The following is a 21,872-nucleotide window of genomic DNA, read 5'->3' on the forward strand; positions in this document are numbered from 1 at the left end:
GGCCGTTCGCTTCTCGTGTGTCAGCCGTGGAAGAGGCCGGTCGGGTCGTCCTGGGCGTCGAGCCAGGCCGAGCGGCGGGCGAAGAGGTCGGGCACGAGCGAGCGCACGCGGTCGATGATCTCGCCCAGGTCGGCGTGCACGAGTCGGCCGTCGCGTACGACGACGTCGCCCGCGACCATGGTCAGGTCGACGTCCGATCCGCGTACGGCGTGCACGAGGTTGTGGTGCACGTTCGCGTATCCGCCCGACGGCAGCAGCGGCGTCATCCGCGGGGTGTCGGTGCGGACGGCGACGAGATCGGCCTGGAAGCCGGGCGCGATCGCTCCGATGTCGCTGCCGCGGCCGATGGCCGCCGCGCCGCCGCGGGTCGCCATCTGCAGCACCTGCCAGGAGTCCATGGCCGCCGCATCCATCGTGCGGAGCTTGCCGAGGAGGGAGGCGACCTTCATCTCCTCGAACATGTCGAGGTTGTTGTTCTCCTTCTCGCCGTCGGTGCCCAGGCCCACGTTCACGCCCGCCGCGAGCATCTCGGCGATCGGCGCCATGCCGCTGGCGAGCTTCATGTTCGACACGGGGTTGTGCGAGACGCCGACCCCGCGCGCGGCGATGAGTTCGACCTCGGCCTGGTCGAGCCACACCGCGTGGGCGATCATCGCGCGCGGGGTGTCGAAGAAGCCGAGCTTCTCGAGCGCGAACATCGGCCGCACGCCGTAGCGCGAGACGAAGTCGGCGACCTCGATCTCGGCCTCGCTGCAGTGCGTGTAGATGCCCGTGTCGTACGCCTTCGCGAGGTCCACGGCCCGGCGCTGCCCGGCTTCGTCGGCGTAGAACGGGTGCTCGAGGCCGACCCACGGCATGATGCGGCCGTTCGCCGCGCCGGCCCACTGCGTCAGCATCCGCTCGTTGTCGTCGAGGGTGTCGAAGTAGTCGAAGTCGGGGTGCTCGCCGACGTAGTTGACCGTGACCAGGCGGTTGCCGAGGGCGGATGCCGCGCGCGCGGCGCCGTCCATGTAGCGCCACATGTCGACCACCGTGGTGGTGCCCGACAGGAGCCCCTCCGCGTAGCAGAGCCAGGCGGCGGCCTCCGCCTCGTCGGGGCGGAGCACCCGGTGCATCGGGTCGATGTGCAGGCGCAGCCACTCCCACACCGGCAGATGCTCGGCGGTGCCGCGCAGCATGCCCGAGTGGTGGTGGGCGTTCACCAGGCCCGGCATGAGCACCCGGTCGGGCAGGTCGATCCGGGCGGCGCCGGGGTAGGCGGCCTCGAGGTCTGCCCGCGGACCGACGGCGACGATCGCGTCGCCCTGCACGGCGACGGCGGCGCCCTCGAGCACCGAGCGCTCGTCGTCCATCGTCAGCACGACGTCGGGGGTCAGCAGGATCGTGGGGGTGATGCTCATGGAGGTGCTTCCTGGGTGGGGTGCGGGATGCGGCGGAGGCCGGGCCGGGATGCGCTCCCGGCCCGGCGGCTCAGCGCGGGGAGGCGACGAGGTCGGGGTTCTCGGCGTAGACCTCGTCGAGCAGGGTGAGGTCGAACAGGTCGGCCGTGGTGAGCGCGTAGCCCGACGTGGCCAGGCTCGCCAGCGTCTGCTCCTGCAGGTCGGCCGAGATGGTGAACAGGCCATTCTCGACCGTCTCGTCCGAGACGACGAGCAGCTCCGCCTGGGCGGTCGCGCTGGCCGTCGAGCTCTCGAGATCGAGCCCGAGGTCGGTGCCGTACTCGTCGACGGCGAGCTGGGCTCCGACGCCGGGGTCGGCCACGGCGTCGTTCCAGCCGCGGATCTCGGCCGTGAGGAAGGCTTTGAGGGCATCGCGGTCGGAGGCGATGGTGTCGTCGGTGACGGTGATGACGTGTCCGACGAACGGCAGGCCGTTGTCGGCGAAGAGCAGGTCGGTGACCTCGATCCCCTGCAGCTCGATCGCAACGGACTGGCTCGTGACGAACGCGATGAGCCCGTCGACTTCGCCGGTGGTCAGCGGTGCGGGGTCGTACTGCACGGGCACGATGTCGACCTCGGAGGTGTCGATGCCGTTCGCGGCGAGGAACGCGTCGAAGACGGCCCGGTTGGAGTCCTGCACGCCGATCTTCTTGCCGATCATGTCTTGCGGCGTCGTGATGTCGGCGCCGTCGGCGAGGGAGGCGATCGTGAAGGGGTTCTTCTGGAACGTCGCGCCGATGATCTTCAGCGGTGCCGCTTCGTTCGCGACGGCGGCGCCCACCGAGAGGGCGTCGGTCAGCGACAGATCGGCGGTGCCCGAGAGCAGTTCGGGCACACCGCTCGAAGGACCGGGTACGAGTTGCACCGAGGCGAGCCCCGCGTCGGCGTAGTAGCCCTCCGCGTCGGCGATGAGCTCGCCCGACCACTCCTCGTTCAGGATCCAGCTGAGCTGCACGGTCAGGTCGCCGAGGCCCGCGCTGTCGGCGGAGCTCTCCGACGGGGCGGATGCTGCGCCGCCGGCGCAGGCGGACAGCAGCAGGGCGCCGACGGCCACGGCTGCTCCGGCGGCGAATCGGCGAAGCAGGGGACGGGTCGAGGTCATGGCTCTCTCGCTCTCCTCGCGGCGCCCGGCAGGCGGGCGCGGCGGAACGGTGTCATCGCTGCGGGTGAAGCGACGAGGACCCGGGGAAGGCGGCCCTGCTCCGATAGTAAATACCTATCGTTGATTGCAAATAGCGATCACGTTACGTGTTCGTTTCGCGATGCGGGGATCTCAGTGACCGCCGGCGTAGACCAGCAGGATGCGCACGGGGTCGTCGCCGACGACCGACCAGCGGTTGCGCAGGGCCCCCGGGTGGGCGATCGCGTCGCCCGCACCGAGCTCCCATTCGCCGCGCCCCTCGATCGAGACGGTGATGCGTCCGGCGACGACGTAGACGGTGAGGTCTCCGTCCGACTCGAACCAGTCGCCCATGTACTGGCCCGGTTCGATCCGGTACTCCTGCACGGTCGCGGCGCGGGCGCCGGCCGAGGAGATGACGCGATGGACCCCCGTGTGGGCGACGTCGGCGATCGGCGCCCAGGTGCCCGCATCCGCCCTCGAGAGGTGCACGACCTCGGGCTCGGGCATCGCGGGCAGGAGCGCCGACGGAGAGATGCCGAGCACCTTCGCGATCCGGTAGAGCGACGCGAGCGACGGCATGGTCTGCCCGTTCTCGATCGTGCTGAGGAACGGCTGGCTGATTTCGGCTTCGGCGGCGAGGGCGCGCATCGAGAGTTTGCGAGCCGTGCGGGCCTCGCGGATCGCACGCCCCAGCGACTGCCCGATGAGGGCGTCGTGGTCGGGGGCGACGGGCACGGGCTCCACGATAGGCGCTGTCGTCACGCGGTGCCCTGCGCCAGCCGCCACACGCGGTCGCGCGAGAAGGGCTGCTCGTAGCCGCGCGTGCCGAGCGCGCGGGCGATCGCGTTGCCGACGGCGGGGGCGACGGGGTTGTAGGGCGACTCGCTCATCGACTTCGCCCCGAACGGTCCGATCGCGTCGTCGGTGTCGGCGAAGTACACCTCGGTGTCGGGGATGTCGGCGAACTGCGGCACCCGGTAGGTGCGGAACACCGGGTTCTCGACACGCCCGTCGGGCTGGATGTAGACCTCTTCGTAGAGCGCGCTGCCGTAGCCCTGCGCGACGCCGCCCTCGATCTGGCCGCGGCACTGCGCCGGGTTCATGACGAACCCCGCGTCGGCGGCGTGCACCGACTGCAGCACCTTCACCGTGCCGGTCTCCACGTCGACCGCCACCCGCACCGCGTGCACGTTGAACGCGAGCGAGCGCACGTTGCCGTGCTCGCTCCCCTCGGCGCGCAATCCTTCGTCGGTGCTCTCGCCCGCAGCATCCACGATCTCGTCGAACGGAACGAGTCGCTCTCCGACCCGCACCCCGCCGGCTTCGAGCCGCGCCTCCTCCTCTTGCGTCGAAACCGCACGCTCTCGCGGCGTGGGGGAGGCGATCTCCCGCGCGACCTGCAGCAGGCGGTCGCGCAGCGACAGGCACGCGGCGTGGAGGGCCTTGCCGGCGACCGTGATGCCGGCCGAGGCGAACGCGCCGGTGTCGTGCGAGACGAGGTCGGTGTCGGCGGTGCGCAGGTCGAGGCGGTCGAACGAGGCCGACAGATCGGATGCGGCGATCTGCCGCAGCACGGTCGTGGTGCCGTTGCCGAACTCGGCCGTGCCCGCCCGCAGCGCGAACGTGCCGTCGCGGCGGAGCGTGACCGAGGTGTGGGAGATGTGTCCGCGGGGGGCCATGGTCGCGATCATCGCGATCGCCATGCCCTCGCCGACCCGCCAGTTCTCGCCCGCGGGGGCTGCCACGCCGTTGCCGCGCTCCATCGCCGCCTGCGCGAGGTCGAGGCACTGGTCGAGGCCGTAGCTGCCCCAGACGAGGTCTTCCTCGTGGGGCACGTGGTCGGGGTGGAGCCGGTCGCCCTCGCGCACCGCATTGATGCGGCGCAGCTCGAACGGGTCGATGCCCAGGCGCTCGGCGAGCATGTCCATCGCCGACTCCACGCCGAGCATGACCTGGCCGAGTCCGTACCCGCGGAAGGCCCCCGACGGCACGTTGTTCGTGTAGACCGCCTCCGCGTCGATGCGCCGCACGGGGCAGCGGTACACCGTGGTCGACTCGGCGACGCCGTGGAACATGACGCCGATGGCGTGGTTGCCGTACGCACCGGTGTCACTCAGCACGTCGACCCGCATCGCGGTGAGCACCCCCTCGGCCGTGGCTCCGAGGGTCACCGAGACGCGCATCGGGTGCCGCACCGAGGTGCGCTGGAACTCGTCGGTGCGCGAGAGCTCGTACGCGACGGGGCGGCCCGTGCGCAGCACCGCGAGGGCGACGAGGTCTTCGGCGAAGATCTCCTGCTTCCCCCCGAACCCGCCGCCGACCCGGGCGGTCAGCACCCGCACGCGCGACGGGTCGAGGTCGAAGATGCGGGCGAGTTCGTCGCGCGTGAGGAACGGCACCTGCGTGCTCGCGCGGATCACCAGCCGCCCCTCGTCGTCGAGCCAGCCGATCGCGCCGTGCGTCTCGAGCTGCGCGTGCGAGACGCGGGCGTTGCGCCAGGTTCCGCTGACGGTGACGGCGCTCGCCGCGAGCGCGGCCCGCGTGTCGCCGTGCTCCTCGTGGAACGCCGCGACCACGTTGCGGCCGGCCTCGGCGACGCGGTCGTCGGGGGTGCGGTCGGGATGCAGCAGCGGCGCGCCGGGGCTCCGCGCCTCCTCCGGCTCGAAGACGGCGGGCAGCGCGTCGTAGGTCACGGCGATCGCGCGGCACGCGGCCTCCGCGGCGGCGGAGGTCTCGGCGACGACGGCCGCAACGCGCTGTCCGATGAAGCGCACCGTGTCGTCCAGCATCCGTGTGTCGTCGGGGTCGTCGGTGCGGTGCTCGTGACGCCCCGTGGAGTAGCGCGTCGACGGGACGTCTTCGTGCGTGAAGACGGCGACGACGCCCGGGATGCTGCGGGCGGCCGTCGTGTCGATCGCGACGATCCGCGCGTGCGCGTGCGGCGAGCCCAGCACGCGCAGGAACAGGGCGCCCGGCACCGGTTCGTCGAAGGTGTACGGCTCGAGCCCCTGCACGATGCCGCGCGCCGCGGGCGGCACGGGTGACGCGCCGACGCCCTGGGGCTCGCTCGCGTCGTCTCTCGCCTGAGAGTCCACGACACCCGGAGCCGCGCCCTCGAGCGTCCGGGTGTTGTGGTCTTTCGACGTCAGGCCCGCGCCGGTCTCGCGCACCGGACCCAGAACGGATGCTTCGATCGCCTCGCGGATCGGACGATAGCCCGTGCAGCGGCAGAGGCTGCCCTTCATGTGACGGTGCAGGTCGGGCAGGTCGTCGGGGGAGAGGGTCGACGCCGTGACCGACATGCCGGCCGTGCAGAACCCGCACTGGAACCCGAAGCCGGTCGCGATCGCCTCCTGCACGGGGTGCAGGTCGTCGCCGGGAGCGAGGCCCGTGGCCGTGGTGACGGCGGCACCCTCGACCCGCATGGCGGGGATGATGCACGAGTGCACGGGCGCGCCGTCGAGGATCACCGCGCACGCGCCGCAGTCGCCCGCGTCGCACCCCTTCTTGACCTCGGTGTGGCCGTGCTCGCGCAGCAGGGTGCGCAGCGACTGGCCCGGACGGGGCTCCGCGTCGACGCCTGCGCCGTTGACCTCGAACCTCATGCGTCCTCCTCCAGCGCCGCGCGGATGCGCTCGGCCAGCACGATGCTGACGCCCCGGCGCCAGTCGGCCGAACCGAGCGGGTCGGCGTAGTAGCGCGATGCCGCACCCACCGCGGCGGCGAGGGTCGCAGCATCCGGGAGCCCCTCGAACCGCAGCACGGTCGGCGCCTCGGTCGCCGCGGTGATCCCGAAGACGCACGCGCCGTCGGGATCGATGCGGCCGGTGACGACCGCGCCCGAGCGGCCGAGCTCGGCGAGCGCGATCTTCTGCAGCAGCATGCGCGAGCGGAGGGAATGCGCGGGGATCTCGATCGCCCGCAGCACCTCGCCGCGCGCGAGGGCGTTCTCGGCGTTCCCGGTCACCAGTTCGGCCACGGGCAGGCGGCGCTCGCCGCCGTCGGGCGTCCACACCACGGCGGTCGCGTCGAGACCGGCGGCGAAGGAGGTCATCGAGCCGGCCGCGAACGACTGGCAGACGTTGCCGCCGACGGTCGCGGTGTTCCAGATCTTGAAGCTCGCCAGCAGGGCGTTCGCCGCATCCGGCACCCGGGCGATGGCGGTCCAGTCGGCCGGCGCCTCTGCGCTGCGCGACCACGCGACGAAGCGGGCGATCGTGCAGGTGGCGGCGATCCGGAGGCCCTCGGGGGTGATCTCGAGATCGGGCCAGGGCATCGTGGTGAGGTCGACGAAGCCCGTGGTCCCGGGCTGCGGCTCGCTCATGAGCCAGGTGCCCCCGCCGAGGAACACCTCGCCGGGCGCGAGGACGAGCTCGTCGCGCGTGCGAGCGCGGCGGAAGCTCGTCACGGTGTTGATGTCCATGCCGCGCCCTTCTCCTGTGCGGTGCGGTCAGTCAACCACTCGCGGATTACTCCAATGTTTCCTGGGTCAACATCGGCGGGTGCTTCGGAGGTTCGGACGCGGATGCTGCGGGTCGGGGCGGGCTGCGCGGTGCGATGGTCCGTGCCGCATGCCCCGAGTCGTCGGCCTGCGGCCGTCGGCTCCCCGCCCGTCCCGGTGCCGGCGACTCGATCCACCGCACCGCTTCGCCGTCCGGGCGGGGGCGGTCCCTGAGCTCCCCGCCCGTCCCGGTGCCGGCGACTCGATCCACCGCACCGCTTCGCCGTCCGGGCGGGGCGGTCCCTGAGCTCGTCGAAGGGTCCGTGGGGTGCTCCGGGGTCGGCATCCTCTCCTCCCCAGGGGAAGATTCGACGGGTTATCCACAGCGCGTGTTTTGGCGCCTGATCAGGGGATGGAATGTCGCACCCCCTCGTCAGAATGGAGGCATGACACACACCGCTGCGGCGCTTCGCGACCTCGATGCGGCGCTCGCCGCCGTCGTCGACGCTCAGCTGCGTGACGGCGATGTGCAGGGCCTGGGTGCGCGCGATCTCTTGTCGGTGATGGATGCTGCGGCGTCGATCGTGCGGCGTGCCGAGGCGCTCGTGGTCGACACGATCGGTGAGGTCGACGCGCGCTCGGATCAACGTGACCTCTCGGTGCGCATGACGACGGCGTACGGGTGCCGTTCCGTGAAGGAGCTCGTCCAGCGCACGACGAGGTTGTCGTCGCGCCGTGCGGGTGAGGTCGTGACGGCGGGTCGGAGTGTGCGCCGGTCGACCGCGCTCGCGACGGGCGAGGTGTTGCCCGCAGTCTTCCCGGCGATCCGCGATGCGCTGACCGACGGGTTCATCGGCGTGGACGGCGTTGTCGCCGTCGCGGGCCCGCTCGCCTCGTTGCCGGTCGGGCGCGAAGCGATCCTCGCCGCCGACGAAGAGCTCGCGGCGGCAGCCCGGGGCGACGGCGCCGACGGCATGCCGCCGCTTGCAGCCGACGACCTGCGGGCGCAGGCCCTGGTGTGGGCGGCATATCTCGACCAAGACGGCCCCGAACCGCGCGATGCACGCGCGATGCGCAAACGCGGTCTCACCCTCGGGGTCTGCCGCGACGGGCTCGTGCCGGTGAGAGGCGCCCTGCTTCCCGAGACCGCGGGTCAGCTGCAGCGCATCTTAGACAGCGTCAACAACCCGAAGCTCGAGGGTCCCGCGGGCCCGCGCTTCGTGGAGCACGACGGCGCAGAAGATCCCGACGCGCGCTGCGACACCCGTACCCGCGCTCAGAAGCAGCACGACGCGCTGGCGACCGCCCTGACGGTGGCCGCCGCATCCGGTCAGCTACCGACCATCGGCGGCGCGGCGCCCACCCTGGTGGTCTCGGCGCGCGAGGCCGATGTCGCCGACGGCGTCGGCACTGCGCACGTGCAGGGGATCGACGAACCGGTGTCCATCGCGGTCGCCCGTCAGATCGCGTGCACCGGCGGCGTGCAGCGGGTGCGGTTCGACGCGAACGGCCGGATCATCGCGATCACGGTCAACGACCGGGTCTTCACGCATTTCCAGCGCAAAGCGATCGTGCTCCGCGACGGGGAGTGCGTGATTCCCGGCTGCCACGTTCCGGCCGCCTGGTGCGAGATCCACCACGTCATCGAGGCGGCTCGCGGCGGACCCACGCACACCGACAACGGCGTGCTGTTGTGCTGGTTCCACCACCGAACGATCGATACGGGCGGCTGGAAAGTGAGGATGAGAAACGGGGTCCCCGAGGTTCTCGGACCGGTCTGGTGGGATCCCGGCCAGCGCTGGCGGCCGACCACGAAATCGCCGGTGAGGCGCCGAGACCTCGTCGAGGCCGCGCGTTCGGGGTGACGCAGGTCAGTCCTCCGCCAGCATCCGCATCATGTATTCGACGAACCTCCCGCGGTCGATCGCCTCGATCGCTGTGGCGTTCACCGGCGGCGCCACCGCGCGCCAGTCGAACACGGTCGCGCCGCGGGTGAGTTCGCCCTGCGTCTCGACGGCGACGAAGTATGCGCGTTCCTCGAGCACGAGAGCGGGCTCCAGAGCGACCAGCACCGACAGCGAGTCGCAGTGGATCGAGCCACCCACCCCCACAGCCACGTCGAAGTCGAAGGTCTGTTGGTTCGCCGTGACGAAGAAGTCGCTGCGGCGGGTGCCGAGGGCACGGATGCTGTCGATCCTCGCCTGATCGAAGACCACGTCGCGCAGCGACAGTGGGTCCCACGTCACGAACCGCACCGACGCGAAACCGGCGTCGAGCACGATCTGCGCGGCCTCGGGATCGACGTAGATGTTGTACTCCGCGGCCGCCGTGATGTTGCCGCGCGCGTTGATCGAGCCGCCCATGATCACGAGCTCCGCGACGTTCGCGGCGAACCCCGCATCGCGCTGCACCGCCAGGGCGATGTTCGTCAGCGGACCGATCGCGACCACCTTCAGCGCCCCCGCGTGCTCGCGCGCGAGCCGCACCAGCGCGTCGGGCGCGGGTTCATCCGCGGCCGGCTCCGACCCCTCGCGCTGCTGGCCGCCGACGCCGTCGCCGTGCACGTCCGACGCGCTCGCCCATTCGCGCTCGAGCGGCTGCCGTGCGCCGAGGTGCACGGGCACCTCGCCGCGACGCCCGATGACCTCGAGCGTGAGGAACGCGTTCTCGACCTGCTGCTCGAACCCGACGTTGCCGGCGACCATCGTGATGGCCCGGAGGTCGGCGCGCGGATCGGTGAGCCCGATCATCAGCGCGAAGCAGTCGTCGGCGGCCGTGTCGGTATCGATCACGAGCGGAATGCGGTCGGTCATCGTCATAGCCTTCCCGCCAATTCTCTGGATGCTGCGGCGACCTCGGCCGCGATCGTGTGCTCGTCGGCGGCCGTCAGCATCCCGCCGTCGACCACGACGCGCCCGTTCACGAACAGGCGCTCGACAGGCGGCATCGCACCGAGACCGAGGGCGGCCACCGGATCGAGGATGCCCGCGTGCTCCACCCCGTCGATCCGCCACACCGCGATGTCGGCGAGCTTTCCGACCTCGAGCGATCCGATCTCGGCCTCGCGCCCGAGCACGCGCGCCCCGCCGATCGTGGCGATGCGCAGCCCATCGCGCACCGAGAACGAGTCGGCGCCGGTGCGCAGGCGGTTCATGAGCACCGCCTCGCGGATCTCGATGCCCAGCTGCCCCGATTCGTTCGACGCCGACCCGTCGACGCCGAGACCGACCGGAACCCCCGCGCGCAGCATGTCGTGCACCGGGGCGATCCCCGCGGCCAGTCGCGCATTCGACGACGGGCAGTGCGCAACGCCCGTGCCGGTCTCGGCGTATCGGCGGATGCCCGCGTCGTCGAGCCGCACGGCGTGCGCCATCCACACGTCAGAGCCCAGCCACCCGAGGTCGCCGAGATGATCCGTCGGTGATTTGCCGAACGTGGCCAGGCAGTACTCGTCCTCCTCGGCGGTCTCCGACGCGTGGGTGTGCAGACGCACGTCGAGAGAGCGGGCGAGCATGGCGGCCTCGCGCAGCAGATCCTCCGTCACCGAGAACGGCGAGCACGGCGCGACCGCGACGCGCACCATCGACTCGAACGAGGCGTCGTGGTACCGCTCCACCGCCTCCTGCGATGCCGCCAGCGCAGCATCCGTCGACTCGACGGCGAAGTCGGGCGGCAGCCCGCCCTGCGACTGACCGCGATCCATCGAGCCGCGGGTCGCGTGCAGCCGCACGCCGATACGAGCGGAGGCGTCGACGATCGACCCCACGATGTCACCGCCCCCGCGGGGGAAGACGTAGTGGTGGTCGCCGACCGTCGTGCAGCCCGAGCGCGCGAGCACCGACATCGCGCCGGCCGCGCCCGCCCCCACGAGGTCGGCGTCGATCCGCGCCCAGAGCGGATAGAGCGAGGTGAGCCAGTCGAACAGGATCGAGTCCTGCGCGTAGCCACGCGTGAGCCACTGGTAGAGGTGGTGGTGGGTGTTGATGAGCCCGGGCGTCACGAGGCACCCGCGGGCGTCGACGACACTCGCACCCTCGCGCCACTGGTCGGGCGCACGGCCCGGGCCGACCGCGACGATGCGGGTGCCCTCCACGACGACGTGTCCGCCGTCGTACTCGGTGCCCACCGCACCTGCGCTGAGCTCCGTCGACGCGTCCACCACCGCGACGTAGCCGCCCTCGATGATCGTGCGCGCCATCACAGCTCCAGTTCGACCGCGGTCTCGAGCGCCGCTTCGATCGAGCGCATCCACCCGCCCTTGAGTGCGGCGTTCTTGTCGGAGTAGAGCGAATCGCCGTCGACCAGGTTGCTCGAGCAGGCGCAGATCATGCCGGCGCGCAGGCCCCGCAGGCGCGCGACGACGTACATCGCCGAGGCCTCCATTTCGATGTTGAGCACGCCCATGGCGCTGAGCTCGGTGATCAGGGCGGGCGTCTCGGCGTAGAACGCGTCACTCGACGTGCTGATGCCGGTGAACGACCGGGTGCCGGATGCGGCGGCGATGCGCTCCGCGTGCCGGGTCAGCGCGACGGTGAGCCCGAGGTCGGGAACGGCCGGGAACCCGCGCGGCACGTAGGCGTCGGTCGTGCCGTCGGCGCGGAGGCTTCCCTCGCTCACGAGCAGGTCGCCGGGGGCGATGCCCGGCTGGAGACCGGCAGAACTTCCGACGCGGATGAACGAGGTCACGCCGACGCGGGCGAGCTCCTCCACGGCGATCGCCGTGGACGGGCAGCCCATGCCCGTCGAGGTTGCCGTGATGTGGCGGCCCTTGTACCAACCGGTCATCGTGCGGTGCTCGCGATTGTGGGCGACCTCCTTCACGTCGGTGAGGAACTCGGCCACGAACGGCACGCGGAACGGATCGCCCGGCAGCAGCGCGACCGACGAGACCTCACCCGGCGCGATGCCGATGTGGTACTGCCGTTCGGTGAGTCCGGCCTGGGATTTGTCGACGGTGGACATGGTTCTCCTTCGAGGATGCAGTGACGTGATGTCGCCGCAGTCCCCGCCCTGAGCCGGCCCCGCTCGCGAGGAACCGGTCCGGTCATGGTGATAGGACACGCAGTGCCGCCGAGCCTACCGACCGCCTGTTGCGGTGTTGTTTCGGTGCCGCCGTCAGTCCCAGAAGCCGGCGTGCACCTCTCGGGCGCCCTCGACCTCGACGGGGCCGACGACCTCGATCGCGCGGCCGCCACGGGCGAAGACCTCGCGGCAGGGCATCGCCATCGTCGGCACGCCCTCCTGCTCGCGCACCATCTCGATGAGCTCGTCCTCGCCGATCGCGTACACGACGCGCCCGATCCCCGACCAGTAGATCGCCCCCGCGCACATCGCGCAGGGCTCGGTGCTGGTGAACAGAGTGGATGCGGCGAGCTCGACGCTTTCGAGCGCCTGACCCGCCGCGCGCACGAGGTTCGTCTCGGCGTGACCGGTGGGATCCCTCTGCGTGAGCACCGAGTTCATGCCCTCGACGATCGTGCCGGCCGGGGTCACCACGATCGCGCCGAAGGGATGGTCGCCGCGGTCGCGGGCGGCCTGGGCGAGCCGCAGAGCGTGGGCGAGGTGGTCGAGGTCGTTCATCGGGTCACGTCCTGGAGAGAGGGGATGCAGACGGCGTCGGTCGTCATCGGGCTGCGACGGTGGAGGGGGCCGTCACCGTCGCGGAGGGAGGAGCCGGGCGCGCCGTGCCGGGCGGCGACGATCTCGGCGAGCACCGCGACGGCCGTCTCTGCGGGCGAGGCGCCGCCGAGATCGAGACCGAGCGGGCTGTGCAGACGGGCGATCTCGCTGTCGGCGACCCCGCTCTCGCGGAGCAGGCGCGCGCGGTGCGCGACCGTGGAGCGTGCGCCCATCGCGCCGACGAAACCGACGCCGAGACGCAGCGCCGCGGCGATCGCCGGCACGTCGACCCGCTCGTCGTGGGTGAGCACGCACACGGCGGCGCGCGCGGGGTCGGAGACGAGCTCGCGCAGTTCGTCGGACGGCAGCCCGACGACGCGGTGGTCGGCCGTGGGGAAGCGCTCGGCGGTGACGAGCCGCTCCCAGACGTCGCAGACGGTCACCGCGAAGCCCGCGGCGCTGCCGACCCTCGACAGAGCCATGGCGTGGTCGCCGGCGCCCACGATCACCAGCGCCGGGCGGGGCCGGTGCACGACCGCGAGCACGTCGCAGCCGTCATATGCGTTCTCGAGCATGCGTGTGTCGTCGAGCGCGTCAGCGCCGGCGAGTTCGACGATCCTCCCCGCGTGAGGCCCCGACGAGACGAGCCCGACGGCGGTGGGTTCGTCCGCGGCCGCGGACACGAGCGCGGCGATCGCCGCCGCATCCGTCGGCTCGATCCGGTGCACGACCACCGCGACGCTGCCGCCGCAGGCGAGCCCGGCGGCGTGGGCGGCGTCGTCGCTGAAGCCGAGGTCGGCGGTGCGCGCGCGCCCCGTGGCCAGCACGTCGGTCGCCAGCAGGATCGCGTCGCCCTCGACGCAGCCGCCCGAGATCGACCCGATCACGTCGCCGCCGCGGGTGAGCGCCATCGCCGTTCCGACGCCGCGCGGCGCGCTGCGGGTGACCCGCACCACGGTCACGACGGCCACGGGCTCACCGCCGCGGAGCACCGCGAGCAGGGCAGACGCGATTTCGAGCATGCTCCACGGTAACCCCGTGATGTTTCGGCCTGGCGACGCGCGGCTGCGCGGGTAGGGTGAGGCGCCATGGGCGAGGCGGGGCGGATCTGCGGCATCGTGCTCGCCGCGGGCGCCGGAACGCGCTTCGGTGGGCCCAAGTCGCTCGCGCGCACTGCCGGCGGCGAGTCGTGGACGGTGCGCGCCGTCGACGCGCTCCGTGACGGCGGGTGCGACGAGGTCGTGGTGGTGCTCGGGGCGGGAGCGGATGCGGCGGCCGATCTCGTACCCGACGGCACCCGCGTCGTCGTCGCCGCCGACTGGGCGGGCGGGCTCTCCCGCTCGCTGCGGGCCGGGCTGCGAGCCGCGGCGGGGGCGGACGCGGCGGTCATCGTGCCGGTCGACACCCCCGACCTCCCGGCCGCCGCCGTGGCGCGGGTCATCGCCGAGGCGGGCCGGGCCCCGTTGGTCCGCGCGGAGTACGACGGCCGGCCGGGCCACCCCGTGCTCGTGCGCGCCGACCACTTCGCCGCCCTCGCCGACGCGGTCTCGGGCGACGCCGGCGCCGGCCCGTACCTCGCGCGACACGGTGCGCTGCGCGTCGACTGCTCCGACCTGTGGTCGGGCGAGGATCGCGACCGACGCTGACCCCGCCGTCGCGAAGGTAGGACGATCACGCAGGCGCAGGAGGATCGGCGCGAAACCGTCCTACGCCGGCGTCACCTCCTACCCCGGCGCCATCCGCCGGCGCCGCATCGGGCGGCTCAGCCTCCGATGACGACGTTCAGCGGTGGCTCTCCCGCCACCAGCCGGTCGATCTGGCGCCGCACGAGTCGCGCGATACGCGGGCCCATCGCGCTCGATGCCCCGCCGACGTGCGGCACGACGAGGGCCCCGGGCAACGACCAGAGGGGGTGGTCCTCGGGCAGCGGCTCGGGGTCGGTCACGTCGAGCGCCGCCCGCAGGCGCCCGGAGCCCACCTCGGCCACGAGCGCGTCGGTGTCGATCAGCGGGCCGCGGCCCACGTTGACCACGAGCGCGCCGTCGGGGAGAGCGGCCAGCGCCGCGGCATCGAGCACGTGGTGGGTCGCGTCGCCGCCGGGGAGCGAGGCGATGACGATCTCGGTCTCGGCGAGCACCTCGTGCAGGTCGTCGATCGCGCGGACGACGATGCCGTCTTCCTCCCGCGCCCGGCTCGCGACCGCGGTCAGCTCGACCTCGAACCCCGCCAGACGGGCGGCGATCGCCTTGCCCACCCCGCCGAAGCCGAGAAGCGTCACCCGACGATCGGCCAGGCTCTCCGAGAAACGCCCGCGCCAGGAGTGCTGGTCTTGTGCGCGCACGAACTCGGGGATGCGGCGCTGGGCGGCGAGGGTGAGGGCGACCGCGAGCTCGGCGGTCGACGCCTCGTGCACGGTGGAGGCGTTGGCGAAGGGGAGCCCGGGCGGGAGCAGCTTCTCCATGCCCTCGTACCCGATCGACTGGCTCTGCAGCAGGCCGATCTGCACTCCCCGCACCCGCTCGATGACGTCCGTCCTCGTCATGTACGGCGGCACGACCATGTCGAAACGGTCGCGGGGCGCCGGGCCGTCCATCGGCCAGACGACGAGATCGACGCCCTCCGGCAGTGGCTGGAGGTCGGCGGCGAGCCGATCGGTGGGCACGGATACGACGATGCTCTCTCGGGGGGTCACCCTCTCACGCTACGGCGTGCGCCCGTCGACGTCGGGCATCTCGAAGTCGGCGAAGTCGAAACCCGGAGAGACGAGGCAGCTCACGAGGGCGTCATGATCGGCCGGGATGGTGCGTTGCCACACGTCGGGCGGCACCACGGCCTGCGGGGCGAGGCCGGCGCCCGCGTCGCCGACGACGAACGTCTCGCCCGGTGCGGGTTCATCGCCGTCGCCGCCGAGCTGCAGCGCCACCGGGCCCACGCCGCTCGCGATCCAGATCTCGCTCGACGAGACGCGGTGCCATCCCGAGGCCTCGCCGGCCGGCAGCAGGAAGAGGATGAGCGTGGCGGCGGGACGCGTCTCACCGCCGACGGTGACGGTGGCCGGAGACGTCCAGGTGCGCCGATACCAGCCGCCCTCGGGGTGCGGCTCGAGCGCGAGTTCGACGGCCAGGGAGGGCCGCGCCAGGCGCTCGATGAGCCGCCCGTCGAGCGTGCGGCGTTCGGCGAGCTCGTCGTCGGACACCGGATGCGGCGGGGTCAGGCCGCGGTCGCCACGACGGCGGCGATCGCTGAGGCGAAGAAGCCGATCCCGTCGACGCCCGAGCGCATCGCGAGCGACGTGGACGGGCCGAAGCCGGGCTCGACGGCGTGCTCGGGGTGCGGCATGAGGCCGACCACGTTGCCGCGCTCGTTCGTGAGCCCGGCGATGTCGTCGAGCGAGCCGTTCGGGTTGACGCCGAGGTAGCGGAACGCGACGAGACCCTCTCCGTTGACGCGGGCGAGCGTCTCGGCGTCGGCGATGTATCCGCCGTCGGCGTTCTTCAGCGGGATCACGATCTCATCGCCCTCGGCGAACTCGCTCGTCCACGCCGTCGATGCGTTCTCGACCCGCAGGCGCTGGTCGCGACGAATGAACTGCTGGTGCGCGTTGCGGATCAGCCCGCCCGGCAGCAGGTGCGCCTCGACGAGCATCTGGAAGCCGTTGCAGATGCCGAGCACGGGCATGCCCTTGGCCGCCGCATCCTTGACCTCGCTCATGATGGGTGCGAGGGCGGCGATGGCCCCGGCGCGCAGGTAGTCGCCGTAGCTGAAGCCGCCCGGGAGTACGAGGGCGTCGACCCCCTGGAGGTCGTGGTAGCCGTGCCAGAGCGCGACGGGTTCGGCCCCGGCGATGCGCACCGCGCGCTGCGCGTCGCGGTCGTCTAGCGAGCCGGGGAACGTGATGACGCCGATCCGCACCGTCATTCGACGACCTCGATGCCCACGACGTCTTCGATGACGGAGTTGGACAGGATGCTGTCGGCGATCTCGCGAGCGGCCGCGAGCGTCGCGTCGTCGACGGGTCCGTCGACGGCGAGTTCGAAGCGCTTGCCGATCCGGACGGACGAGAACCGCGTCTCTCCCTGGCGGGCGAGGGCGCCGGCGACGGCCTTCCCCTGCGGGTCGAGCAGCTCGGCCTTGGGCATGACGTCGACGACGATGGTGGGCATTTCGGCTCCGAGTGTCGCGGGAAGAGGGGCACCGCCCATCCTACGGGCGCGGGGTCGCCCGCATCGAATGTCGTGGGAGCGCTCCCTTGACGTGATGGGAGCGATCCCATACGGTGGCCTCGAGCAATGAGAGCGCTCCCATGACCGCTTGCTCGCACCTGTTCCGATCATCGAAGACCCGAACACACCAGGAGTGAACCGTGAGATCACCTGCACTGCACCGCACCGCCATCGTCGCGGTGGCTCTGACGTCGTCCGCCCTCGTCCTCGCCGGCTGCTCCGGCGGCGGCTCGACCGGGGAGGGGGCCGACGGTGACATCACGCTGACGGTCACGACCTTCGGCACTTTCGGATACGAAGACCTCTACGCCGAGTACGAGGAGCTCAATCCGAACGTGAAGATCGAGGCGACGAACATCGACACCGGCGGCAACGCCCGCACCGACGCCTTCACCAAGATCGCCGCGGGCTCGGGCCTGTCGGATGTCGTCGCGCTCGAGGAGGGCTGGCTCGGCGCGATCATGGAGGTCTCCGACCAGTTCGCCGACCTCCGCGACTACGGCATCGAAGACCGCAAGGCCGACTGGGTCGACTGGAAGTACGCCCAGGGCACCGACCCGTCGGGCCGCGTCATCGGCTACGGCACCGACATCGGCCCCGAGGGGCTCTGCTACAACAAGCCCGCCTTCGAGGCCGCCGGTCTCCCGACCGACCGCGAGGAAGTCGCCGCCCTGTTCGACGGCGACTGGGAGAACTACTTCGACATCGGCCGGCAGTACCACGAGGCCACCGGCAAGGCCTTCTACGACCACTCCGGGTTCGTCTGGAACGCGATGGTGAACCAGCTCGACGAGGGCTACTACACGAGCGACGGCGAACTCAACGTCGAGGGCAACGCCGAACTGCAGGAGCGCTTCGAGCTGCTCGGGGCGGCCACCGAGGGGGGCCTCTCAGCCGCGCAGACGGCGTGGGATTGGAACGGCGGCAAGTCGTTCCTCGACGGCACCTTCGCCACCTTCGTCTGCCCCGGCTGGATGCTCGGCACGATGCAGGGCTCGATCGAGGGCGCCGGCGGCACGGCCGACAACGGCTGGGACTTCGCCGACGCCTTCCCCGGGGGCCCCGCGAACTGGGGCGGCGCGTTCCTCGCGGTGTCCGAGACCTCGCAGCACAAGGAGGAGGCGGCCAAGCTCGCCGACTGGCTGACCCAGCCCGACCAGCAGGTGAAGCAGTCCGCCGCGGCGAACAACTTCCCGAGCACCGTGGCCGCCCAAGAGACCCTGGCCGCCGAGGCGACCCCGAACGAGTTCTTCGGCGACGCGCCGACCGGCGCGATCCTCGCCGAGCGCGCGAAGGGCGTTGTGGCGCAGTTCAAGGGCCCGGACGACTCGGTGATCCAGGAGAACGTCTTCGGCCCGGCGCTGAAGGCCCTCGACCTCGGCAACACCGACACGCAGGGCGCGTGGCAGCAGGCACAGGACCTCCTGAAGGAACTGGTCGGCTGATCCGTCTCGGAGGTCGGGGCCTGCTCGCATCGCGCGCGGCGGGCCCCGACCCCCGCCAGCGAGAGGACCCCTCATGACCGCCACACTGCCATCGGTGGATGCTTCCCCCACCGCCCCCGCGCCACGCCGCCCGGCCCCGCACCATCGCCCCGCGTGGCGGATGCGCCTGTCGAAGGCCGATCAGAAGGGCGCTCCCTACCTCTACATCGCCCCGTTCTTCCTCCTGTTCGGACTCGTCGGGCTCTTCCCGCTCGTCTACACGCTCGTCGTCTCGCTGTACGACTGGGACCTCTTGAAGGGACAGGGCGACTTCGTCGGGCTCGGAAACTTCGTCGAGATCCTCACCGACGGCATGTTCTGGAACTCGGTGTTCAACACCGTCAGCATCTTCCTGCTGTCGGCCATCCCGCAGCTGGCAGTCGCCCTCGTCGTCGCGTACCTCCTCGACCGGGGTCTGCGCGCCCCCACCTTCTGGCGGATGAGCGTGCTCGTGCCGTTCGTCGTCACCCCCGTGGCCACCGCGTTGATCTTCTCGAGCATCTTCAACGACGCCGACGGCCTCGCCAACAACCTGCTGAACCTCTTCGGCATCGCCGATCAGGCCTGGAAGCAGGACCGCTACCTCAGCCACCTCGCGATCGCGATCATGGTCAACTTCCGCTGGACCGGATACAACGCCCTCATCCTCCTGGCCGCGATGCAGGCGGTACCGCGCGACCTGTACGAGTCGGCGGCGATCGACGGTGCGGGTCCGGTGCGACGGTTCTTCTCCATCACCATCCCGACCATCCGCCCGACCCTCATCTTCGTGATCATCACCGCCACGATCGGGGGGCTGCAGATCTTCGCCGAGCCCCGCCTGTTCGACGTCTCCACGGCCGGCGGCATCGGCGGCAGCGACCGGCAATTCCAGACCACCGTGCTGTTCCTGTGGGAGCTGGCGTTCTTCCGTCGCAACCTCGGCGAGGCCTCGGCGGTGGCGTGGCTGCTGTTCCTCCTCATCGTCGGCTTCGGCCTCGTCAACTTCCTCATCGCGCGACGCATCTCCACCGGCGATGCGCGCGTCTCACGCCGTGCGCGACGGGCCGCCGCCCGCCGCGAGAAGACAGGAGCGTCGTCATGAGCGTCGTCGTGCCCGAACCCCTCCCCGCCGTGCAGGTCGACGCGCTCGACACCGACCCGCCCCGCCGACCCGGTCGGGGGCGCCGCCCGCGCGAGACGGGTACGGCCGGCATCGGCAGCCGCCCCGGATTCCTCACCTACGGCCTCCTGGCCGCGTTCATCATCGGCAGCGTCTACCCGCTCTGGTGGTCGGTGGTCGTCGCCTCCGGAACCAACGCCACCCGCGGTGAGACCCTGCCGCTCGTCCCGGGTGGGAACTTCCTCGCCAACGCGGCCACCGTGCTCGATGCGATCCCGTTCTGGCTGGCGCTGGGCAACTCCGTGCTCATCTCGGCGATCATCACGCTCTCGGTGGTGACGTTCTCCACGATCGCGGGCTACGCGTTCGCGAAGCTGCGCTTTCGCGGTCGAAACGGTCTGATGCTCTTCGTGATCGCGACCATGGCGATCCCCACGCAGCTCGGCATCATCCCGCTGTTCATGGTGATGCGCGAGCTCGGGTGGACCGGCACGATCGGCGCGGTCATCGTGCCGACGCTCGTCACCGCCTTCGGTGTCTTCTTCATGCGGCAGTACCTCGTCGACGTCATCCCCGACGAGCTGATCGAGGCGGCGCGAATGGACGGCGCGAACCAGTTCCGCACGTTCCTGACGGTGGGGCTGCCCGCGGCCCGGCCGGCCATGGCGATCCTCGGACTGTTCACCTTCATGACGGCATGGACCGACTACCTCTGGCCCCTCATCGTGCTCAGCCCCCAGAACCCGACCCTGCAGACGGCGCTCAGCCAGCTGCAGTCCGGCTACTACATCGACTACTCGATCGTGCTGGCGGGAGCGGTCATGGCGACCCTTCCGTTGCTGGTGCTCTTCGTCCTCGCGGGGAAGCAATTGATCAGTGGGATCATGGCCGGGGCGGTAAAAGGATGACCGTGACCGTTTCGACGCCCCGACCGATGGGATCCCGCTCCATGACCCTCACCGACGCCACCACCGCAACGCCGCTGCGGCCTTTTCCCGCCGACTTCCTGTTCGGCGCGGCGACCGCCGCCTACCAGATCGAGGGCGCCGCGGCCGAGGACGGCCGACGCGACTCGATCTGGGATGCGTTCGCGCGAGTGCCCGGTGCCGTCATCAACGGCGACAACGGAGACGTGGCCTGCGACCACTACCACCGGTACCGCGACGACGTGGCGATGATGAAGCGTCTCGGTCTCCAGACGTATCGCTTCTCGACGTCGTGGTCGCGCGTGCGTCCCGACGGGGGAGCGCTGAACCCGAAGGGCGTCGACTTCTACGAGCGTCTCGTCGATGAACTGCTCGCGGCCGACATCCTGCCCTGGCTGACGCTGTACCACTGGGACCTCCCGCAGGCCCTCCAGGAGGAGGGCGGGTGGGCGAACCGCGACACCGCCGAGAAGTTCACCGAGTACGCCCTCGACATGCACGACGCCCTCGGCGACCGGGTCGGGGTCTGGACGACGCTCAACGAGCCCTGGTGCTCGTCGTTCCTCAGCTACACCGCGGGCATCCACGCGCCGGGTCACTTCTCGACGGGTGAGGGGATGCTGGCGTCCCACCACCTGCTGCTGGGCCACGGTCAGGCCGTGCGCGAACTGCGTGCGCGCGACGCCTCGCTCAACCTCGGTCTCACGCTCAACCTCACGGTCGCCGATCCCGTGGATCCCACGGTCGCGGCCGACGTCGACGCCGCCCGCCGCATCGACGGGCAGTTCAACCGGTGGTTCCTCGACCCCGTGTTCCGGGGTGCGTATCCGGCCGACATCGTCGAGGACTTCCGCCGCGTCGACGCCGAGGCCGTCACGACATGGGAGGCGGCGGTGCGGCCGGGCGACCTCGAGATCATCTCGACCCCGATCGAGACCCTCGGTGTGAACTACTACCACGGCGAGTTCGTCGGTGGCACTCCGCCCGTTGCCGCGCCGGGCGGCGGAGACGCGCCGACCGACCGCGTCACCCGATCGCCGTTCCCGTCGATCGACGGGATCTACTGGCACGACCGGGGTCTTCCCCGCACCCCGATGAACTGGGAGGTGCAGCCCGAAGGGCTCACCCGTCTCCTGCGTCGCGTCGGCGAGGAGTACTCGGCCGCCGCGGGCACGGCGCTGTTCGTCACCGAGAACGGCGCCGCCTACGACGACGAACCGGTCGTGGAGGACGGCGAGCGCCGCGTGCACGATGGCGGCCGGGCCGATTTCGTCAGCGCCCACCTGGGCGCCGTGCTCGACGCGATCGAGCACGGCGTCGACGTGCGCGGCTATTTCTACTGGTCGCTGTTGGACAACTTCGAGTGGGCGTGGGGCTACGAGAAGCGGTTCGGCATCGTGCGCGTCGACTACGACACCCAGGAACGGACGCTGAAGGATTCGGCGCTCCAGTACAGTCGCATCATCGCCGCGCGCGCGCTCGAGGGCTTTCCCGCGTCCTCGTAGCACTCTCCGC

20 protein-coding genes are annotated in these 21,872 nt (G+C 71.3%); 6 read left to right on the forward strand and 14 right to left on the reverse strand.

The genetic code is table 11. The features are described 5' to 3' along the window. Positions 1-20 precede the first annotated feature (20 nt). The 5 genes from DEA06_RS06145 to DEA06_RS06165 form a co-directional block, all read right to left on the reverse strand. Positions 21-1,400 (reverse strand): amidohydrolase, encoded by a 1,380-nt coding sequence (locus DEA06_RS06145; protein ID WP_205781224.1) that lies wholly within the window; start codon positions 1,398-1,400, stop codon positions 21-23. 70 nt (positions 1,401-1,470) lie between these two features. Next, entirely contained in the window at positions 1,471-2,541 is a 1,071-nt protein-coding gene (locus DEA06_RS06150; protein WP_116647082.1) for an ABC transporter substrate-binding protein, read from the reverse strand. Between the two features lie 171 nt (positions 2,542-2,712). Further along, a complete protein-coding gene (locus tag DEA06_RS06155; RefSeq protein WP_133241707.1) occupies positions 2,713-3,324 on the reverse strand; it encodes a helix-turn-helix domain-containing protein in 612 nt (203 codons plus the stop codon). Then, on the reverse strand, positions 3,321-6,167 hold the full coding sequence (locus tag DEA06_RS06160; protein WP_116647084.1) for a molybdopterin cofactor-binding domain-containing protein: 2,847 nt from the start codon (positions 6,165-6,167) through the stop codon (positions 3,321-3,323). The genes DEA06_RS06155 and DEA06_RS06160 overlap by 4 nt, the downstream gene beginning before the upstream one ends. Next, entirely contained in the window at positions 6,164-6,985 is an 822-nt protein-coding gene (locus DEA06_RS06165; RefSeq protein WP_116647085.1) for an FAD binding domain-containing protein, read from the reverse strand. Before DEA06_RS06165 ends, DEA06_RS06160 begins: the two co-directional genes overlap by 4 nt. Positions 6,986-7,449: 464 nt before the next feature. Between DEA06_RS06165 and DEA06_RS06170 the strand changes: the two genes are divergently transcribed. Continuing rightward, positions 7,450-8,868 carry an HNH endonuclease signature motif containing protein gene (locus DEA06_RS06170; RefSeq protein ID WP_116647086.1) on the forward strand — a complete coding sequence of 473 codons (1,419 nt, stop codon included), beginning with the start codon at positions 7,450-7,452 and terminating at the stop codon, positions 8,866-8,868. Between the two features lie 6 nt (positions 8,869-8,874). On the opposite strand, the gene DEA06_RS06175 is transcribed toward DEA06_RS06170, so the two are convergent. The 5 genes from DEA06_RS06175 to DEA06_RS06195 form a co-directional block, all read right to left on the reverse strand. Continuing rightward, entirely contained in the window at positions 8,875-9,816 is a 942-nt protein-coding gene (locus DEA06_RS06175) for a nucleoside hydrolase (protein WP_116647087.1), read from the reverse strand. Between the two features lie 2 nt (positions 9,817-9,818). After that, on the reverse strand, positions 9,819-11,201 hold the full coding sequence (locus DEA06_RS06180; protein ID WP_116647088.1) for an 8-oxoguanine deaminase: 1,383 nt from the start codon (positions 11,199-11,201) through the stop codon (positions 9,819-9,821). Next, on the reverse strand, positions 11,201-11,965 hold the full coding sequence (locus DEA06_RS06185; protein WP_116647089.1) for a nucleoside phosphorylase: 765 nt from the start codon (positions 11,963-11,965) through the stop codon (positions 11,201-11,203). The genes DEA06_RS06180 and DEA06_RS06185 overlap by 1 nt, the downstream gene beginning before the upstream one ends. A gap of 153 nt (positions 11,966-12,118) precedes the next feature. Further along, complete coding sequence (locus DEA06_RS06190; protein WP_116647090.1) at positions 12,119-12,583, reverse strand: nucleoside deaminase; 465 nt, start codon at positions 12,581-12,583, stop codon at positions 12,119-12,121. Next, positions 12,580-13,644 (reverse strand): XdhC/CoxI family protein, encoded by a 1,065-nt coding sequence (locus DEA06_RS06195; RefSeq protein ID WP_116647091.1) that lies wholly within the window; start codon positions 13,642-13,644, stop codon positions 12,580-12,582. The genes DEA06_RS06190 and DEA06_RS06195 overlap by 4 nt, the downstream gene beginning before the upstream one ends. Before the next feature lie 66 nt (positions 13,645-13,710). Between DEA06_RS06195 and DEA06_RS06200 the strand changes: the two genes are divergently transcribed. Further along, positions 13,711-14,268, forward strand: coding sequence for an NTP transferase domain-containing protein (locus DEA06_RS06200; protein WP_116647092.1), 558 nt, complete (start codon positions 13,711-13,713; stop codon positions 14,266-14,268). A gap of 116 nt (positions 14,269-14,384) precedes the next feature. Here DEA06_RS06200 and DEA06_RS06205 read toward each other — a convergent pair whose 3' ends face one another. Genes DEA06_RS06205 through DEA06_RS06220 form a run of 4 tightly spaced genes read right to left on the reverse strand, consistent with a single transcriptional unit; the run spans position 14,385 to position 16,785 of the window. After that, complete coding sequence (locus tag DEA06_RS06205; protein ID WP_240606842.1) at positions 14,385-15,314, reverse strand: 2-hydroxyacid dehydrogenase; 930 nt, start codon at positions 15,312-15,314, stop codon at positions 14,385-14,387. Between the two features lie 9 nt (positions 15,315-15,323). Continuing rightward, a complete protein-coding gene (locus tag DEA06_RS06210) occupies positions 15,324-15,818 on the reverse strand; it encodes a cupin domain-containing protein (protein WP_240606843.1) in 495 nt (164 codons plus the stop codon). A 14-nt stretch (positions 15,819-15,832) separates the two neighbouring features. Then, on the reverse strand, positions 15,833-16,540 hold the full coding sequence (purQ, locus tag DEA06_RS06215; protein WP_116647093.1) for a phosphoribosylformylglycinamidine synthase subunit PurQ: 708 nt from the start codon (positions 16,538-16,540) through the stop codon (positions 15,833-15,835). Beyond that, positions 16,537-16,785 carry a phosphoribosylformylglycinamidine synthase subunit PurS gene (locus tag DEA06_RS06220; RefSeq protein ID WP_116647094.1) on the reverse strand — a complete coding sequence of 83 codons (249 nt, stop codon included), beginning with the start codon at positions 16,783-16,785 and terminating at the stop codon, positions 16,537-16,539. Before DEA06_RS06220 ends, purQ begins: the two co-directional genes overlap by 4 nt. 200 nt (positions 16,786-16,985) lie before the next feature. On the opposite strand from DEA06_RS06220, the gene DEA06_RS06225 reads away from it, so the two are divergent. From DEA06_RS06225 to DEA06_RS06240, 4 genes are all read left to right on the forward strand, one after another. Beyond that, positions 16,986-18,290: an ABC transporter substrate-binding protein gene (locus DEA06_RS06225; RefSeq protein ID WP_116647095.1), complete on the forward strand. Its 1,305-nt coding sequence runs from the start codon at positions 16,986-16,988 to the stop codon at positions 18,288-18,290. A 73-nt stretch (positions 18,291-18,363) separates the two neighbouring features. Beyond that, positions 18,364-19,413 (forward strand): sugar ABC transporter permease, encoded by a 1,050-nt coding sequence (locus tag DEA06_RS06230; protein WP_116647096.1) that lies wholly within the window; start codon positions 18,364-18,366, stop codon positions 19,411-19,413. Continuing rightward, positions 19,410-20,339 (forward strand): carbohydrate ABC transporter permease, encoded by a 930-nt coding sequence (locus DEA06_RS06235; protein WP_165817942.1) that lies wholly within the window; start codon positions 19,410-19,412, stop codon positions 20,337-20,339. Before DEA06_RS06230 ends, DEA06_RS06235 begins: the two co-directional genes overlap by 4 nt. Before the next feature lie 41 nt (positions 20,340-20,380). After that, positions 20,381-21,862 (forward strand): GH1 family beta-glucosidase, encoded by a 1,482-nt coding sequence (locus DEA06_RS06240; protein WP_116647285.1) that lies wholly within the window; start codon positions 20,381-20,383, stop codon positions 21,860-21,862. Positions 21,863-21,872 lie beyond the last annotated feature (10 nt).

It is taken from the genome of Microbacterium sp. Gd 4-13 (genome assembly GCF_003095395.1).
In the GTDB taxonomy this organism is placed as follows: Bacteria; Actinomycetota; Actinomycetes; order Actinomycetales; family Microbacteriaceae; genus Microbacterium.

Excerpts from the sequence above, each read along its gene's own strand:
- DEA06_RS06240 (WP_116647285.1), top strand. The coding sequence starts at position 20,381 with ATGACCCTCACCGACGCCACCACCGCAACGCCGCTGCGGCCTTTTCCC.
- DEA06_RS06175 (WP_116647087.1), bottom strand. The coding sequence starts at position 9,816 with ATGACCGACCGCATTCCGCTCGTGATCGATACCGACACGGCCGCCGAC.
- DEA06_RS06160 (WP_116647084.1), bottom strand. The coding sequence starts at position 6,167 with ATGAGGTTCGAGGTCAACGGCGCAGGCGTCGACGCGGAGCCCCGTCCG.
- DEA06_RS06170 (WP_116647086.1), top strand. The coding sequence starts at position 7,450 with ATGACACACACCGCTGCGGCGCTTCGCGACCTCGATGCGGCGCTCGCC.
- DEA06_RS06145 (WP_205781224.1), bottom strand. The coding sequence starts at position 1,400 with ATGAGCATCACCCCCACGATCCTGCTGACCCCCGACGTCGTGCTGACG.
- DEA06_RS06195 (WP_116647091.1), bottom strand. The coding sequence starts at position 13,644 with ATGCTCGAAATCGCGTCTGCCCTGCTCGCGGTGCTCCGCGGCGGTGAG.
- DEA06_RS06230 (WP_116647096.1), top strand. The coding sequence starts at position 18,364 with ATGACCGCCACACTGCCATCGGTGGATGCTTCCCCCACCGCCCCCGCG.
- purQ (WP_116647093.1), bottom strand. The coding sequence starts at position 16,540 with ATGACGGTGCGGATCGGCGTCATCACGTTCCCCGGCTCGCTAGACGAC.
- DEA06_RS06200 (WP_116647092.1), top strand. The coding sequence starts at position 13,711 with ATGGGCGAGGCGGGGCGGATCTGCGGCATCGTGCTCGCCGCGGGCGCC.
- DEA06_RS06220 (WP_116647094.1), bottom strand. The coding sequence starts at position 16,785 with ATGCCCACCATCGTCGTCGACGTCATGCCCAAGGCCGAGCTGCTCGAC.
- DEA06_RS06150 (WP_116647082.1), bottom strand. The coding sequence starts at position 2,541 with ATGACCTCGACCCGTCCCCTGCTTCGCCGATTCGCCGCCGGAGCAGCC.
- DEA06_RS06180 (WP_116647088.1), bottom strand. The coding sequence starts at position 11,201 with ATGGCGCGCACGATCATCGAGGGCGGCTACGTCGCGGTGGTGGACGCG.
- DEA06_RS06235 (WP_165817942.1), top strand. The coding sequence starts at position 19,410 with ATGAGCGTCGTCGTGCCCGAACCCCTCCCCGCCGTGCAGGTCGACGCG.
- DEA06_RS06165 (WP_116647085.1), bottom strand. The coding sequence starts at position 6,985 with ATGGACATCAACACCGTGACGAGCTTCCGCCGCGCTCGCACGCGCGAC.
- DEA06_RS06190 (WP_116647090.1), bottom strand. The coding sequence starts at position 12,583 with ATGAACGACCTCGACCACCTCGCCCACGCTCTGCGGCTCGCCCAGGCC.
- DEA06_RS06185 (WP_116647089.1), bottom strand. The coding sequence starts at position 11,965 with ATGTCCACCGTCGACAAATCCCAGGCCGGACTCACCGAACGGCAGTAC.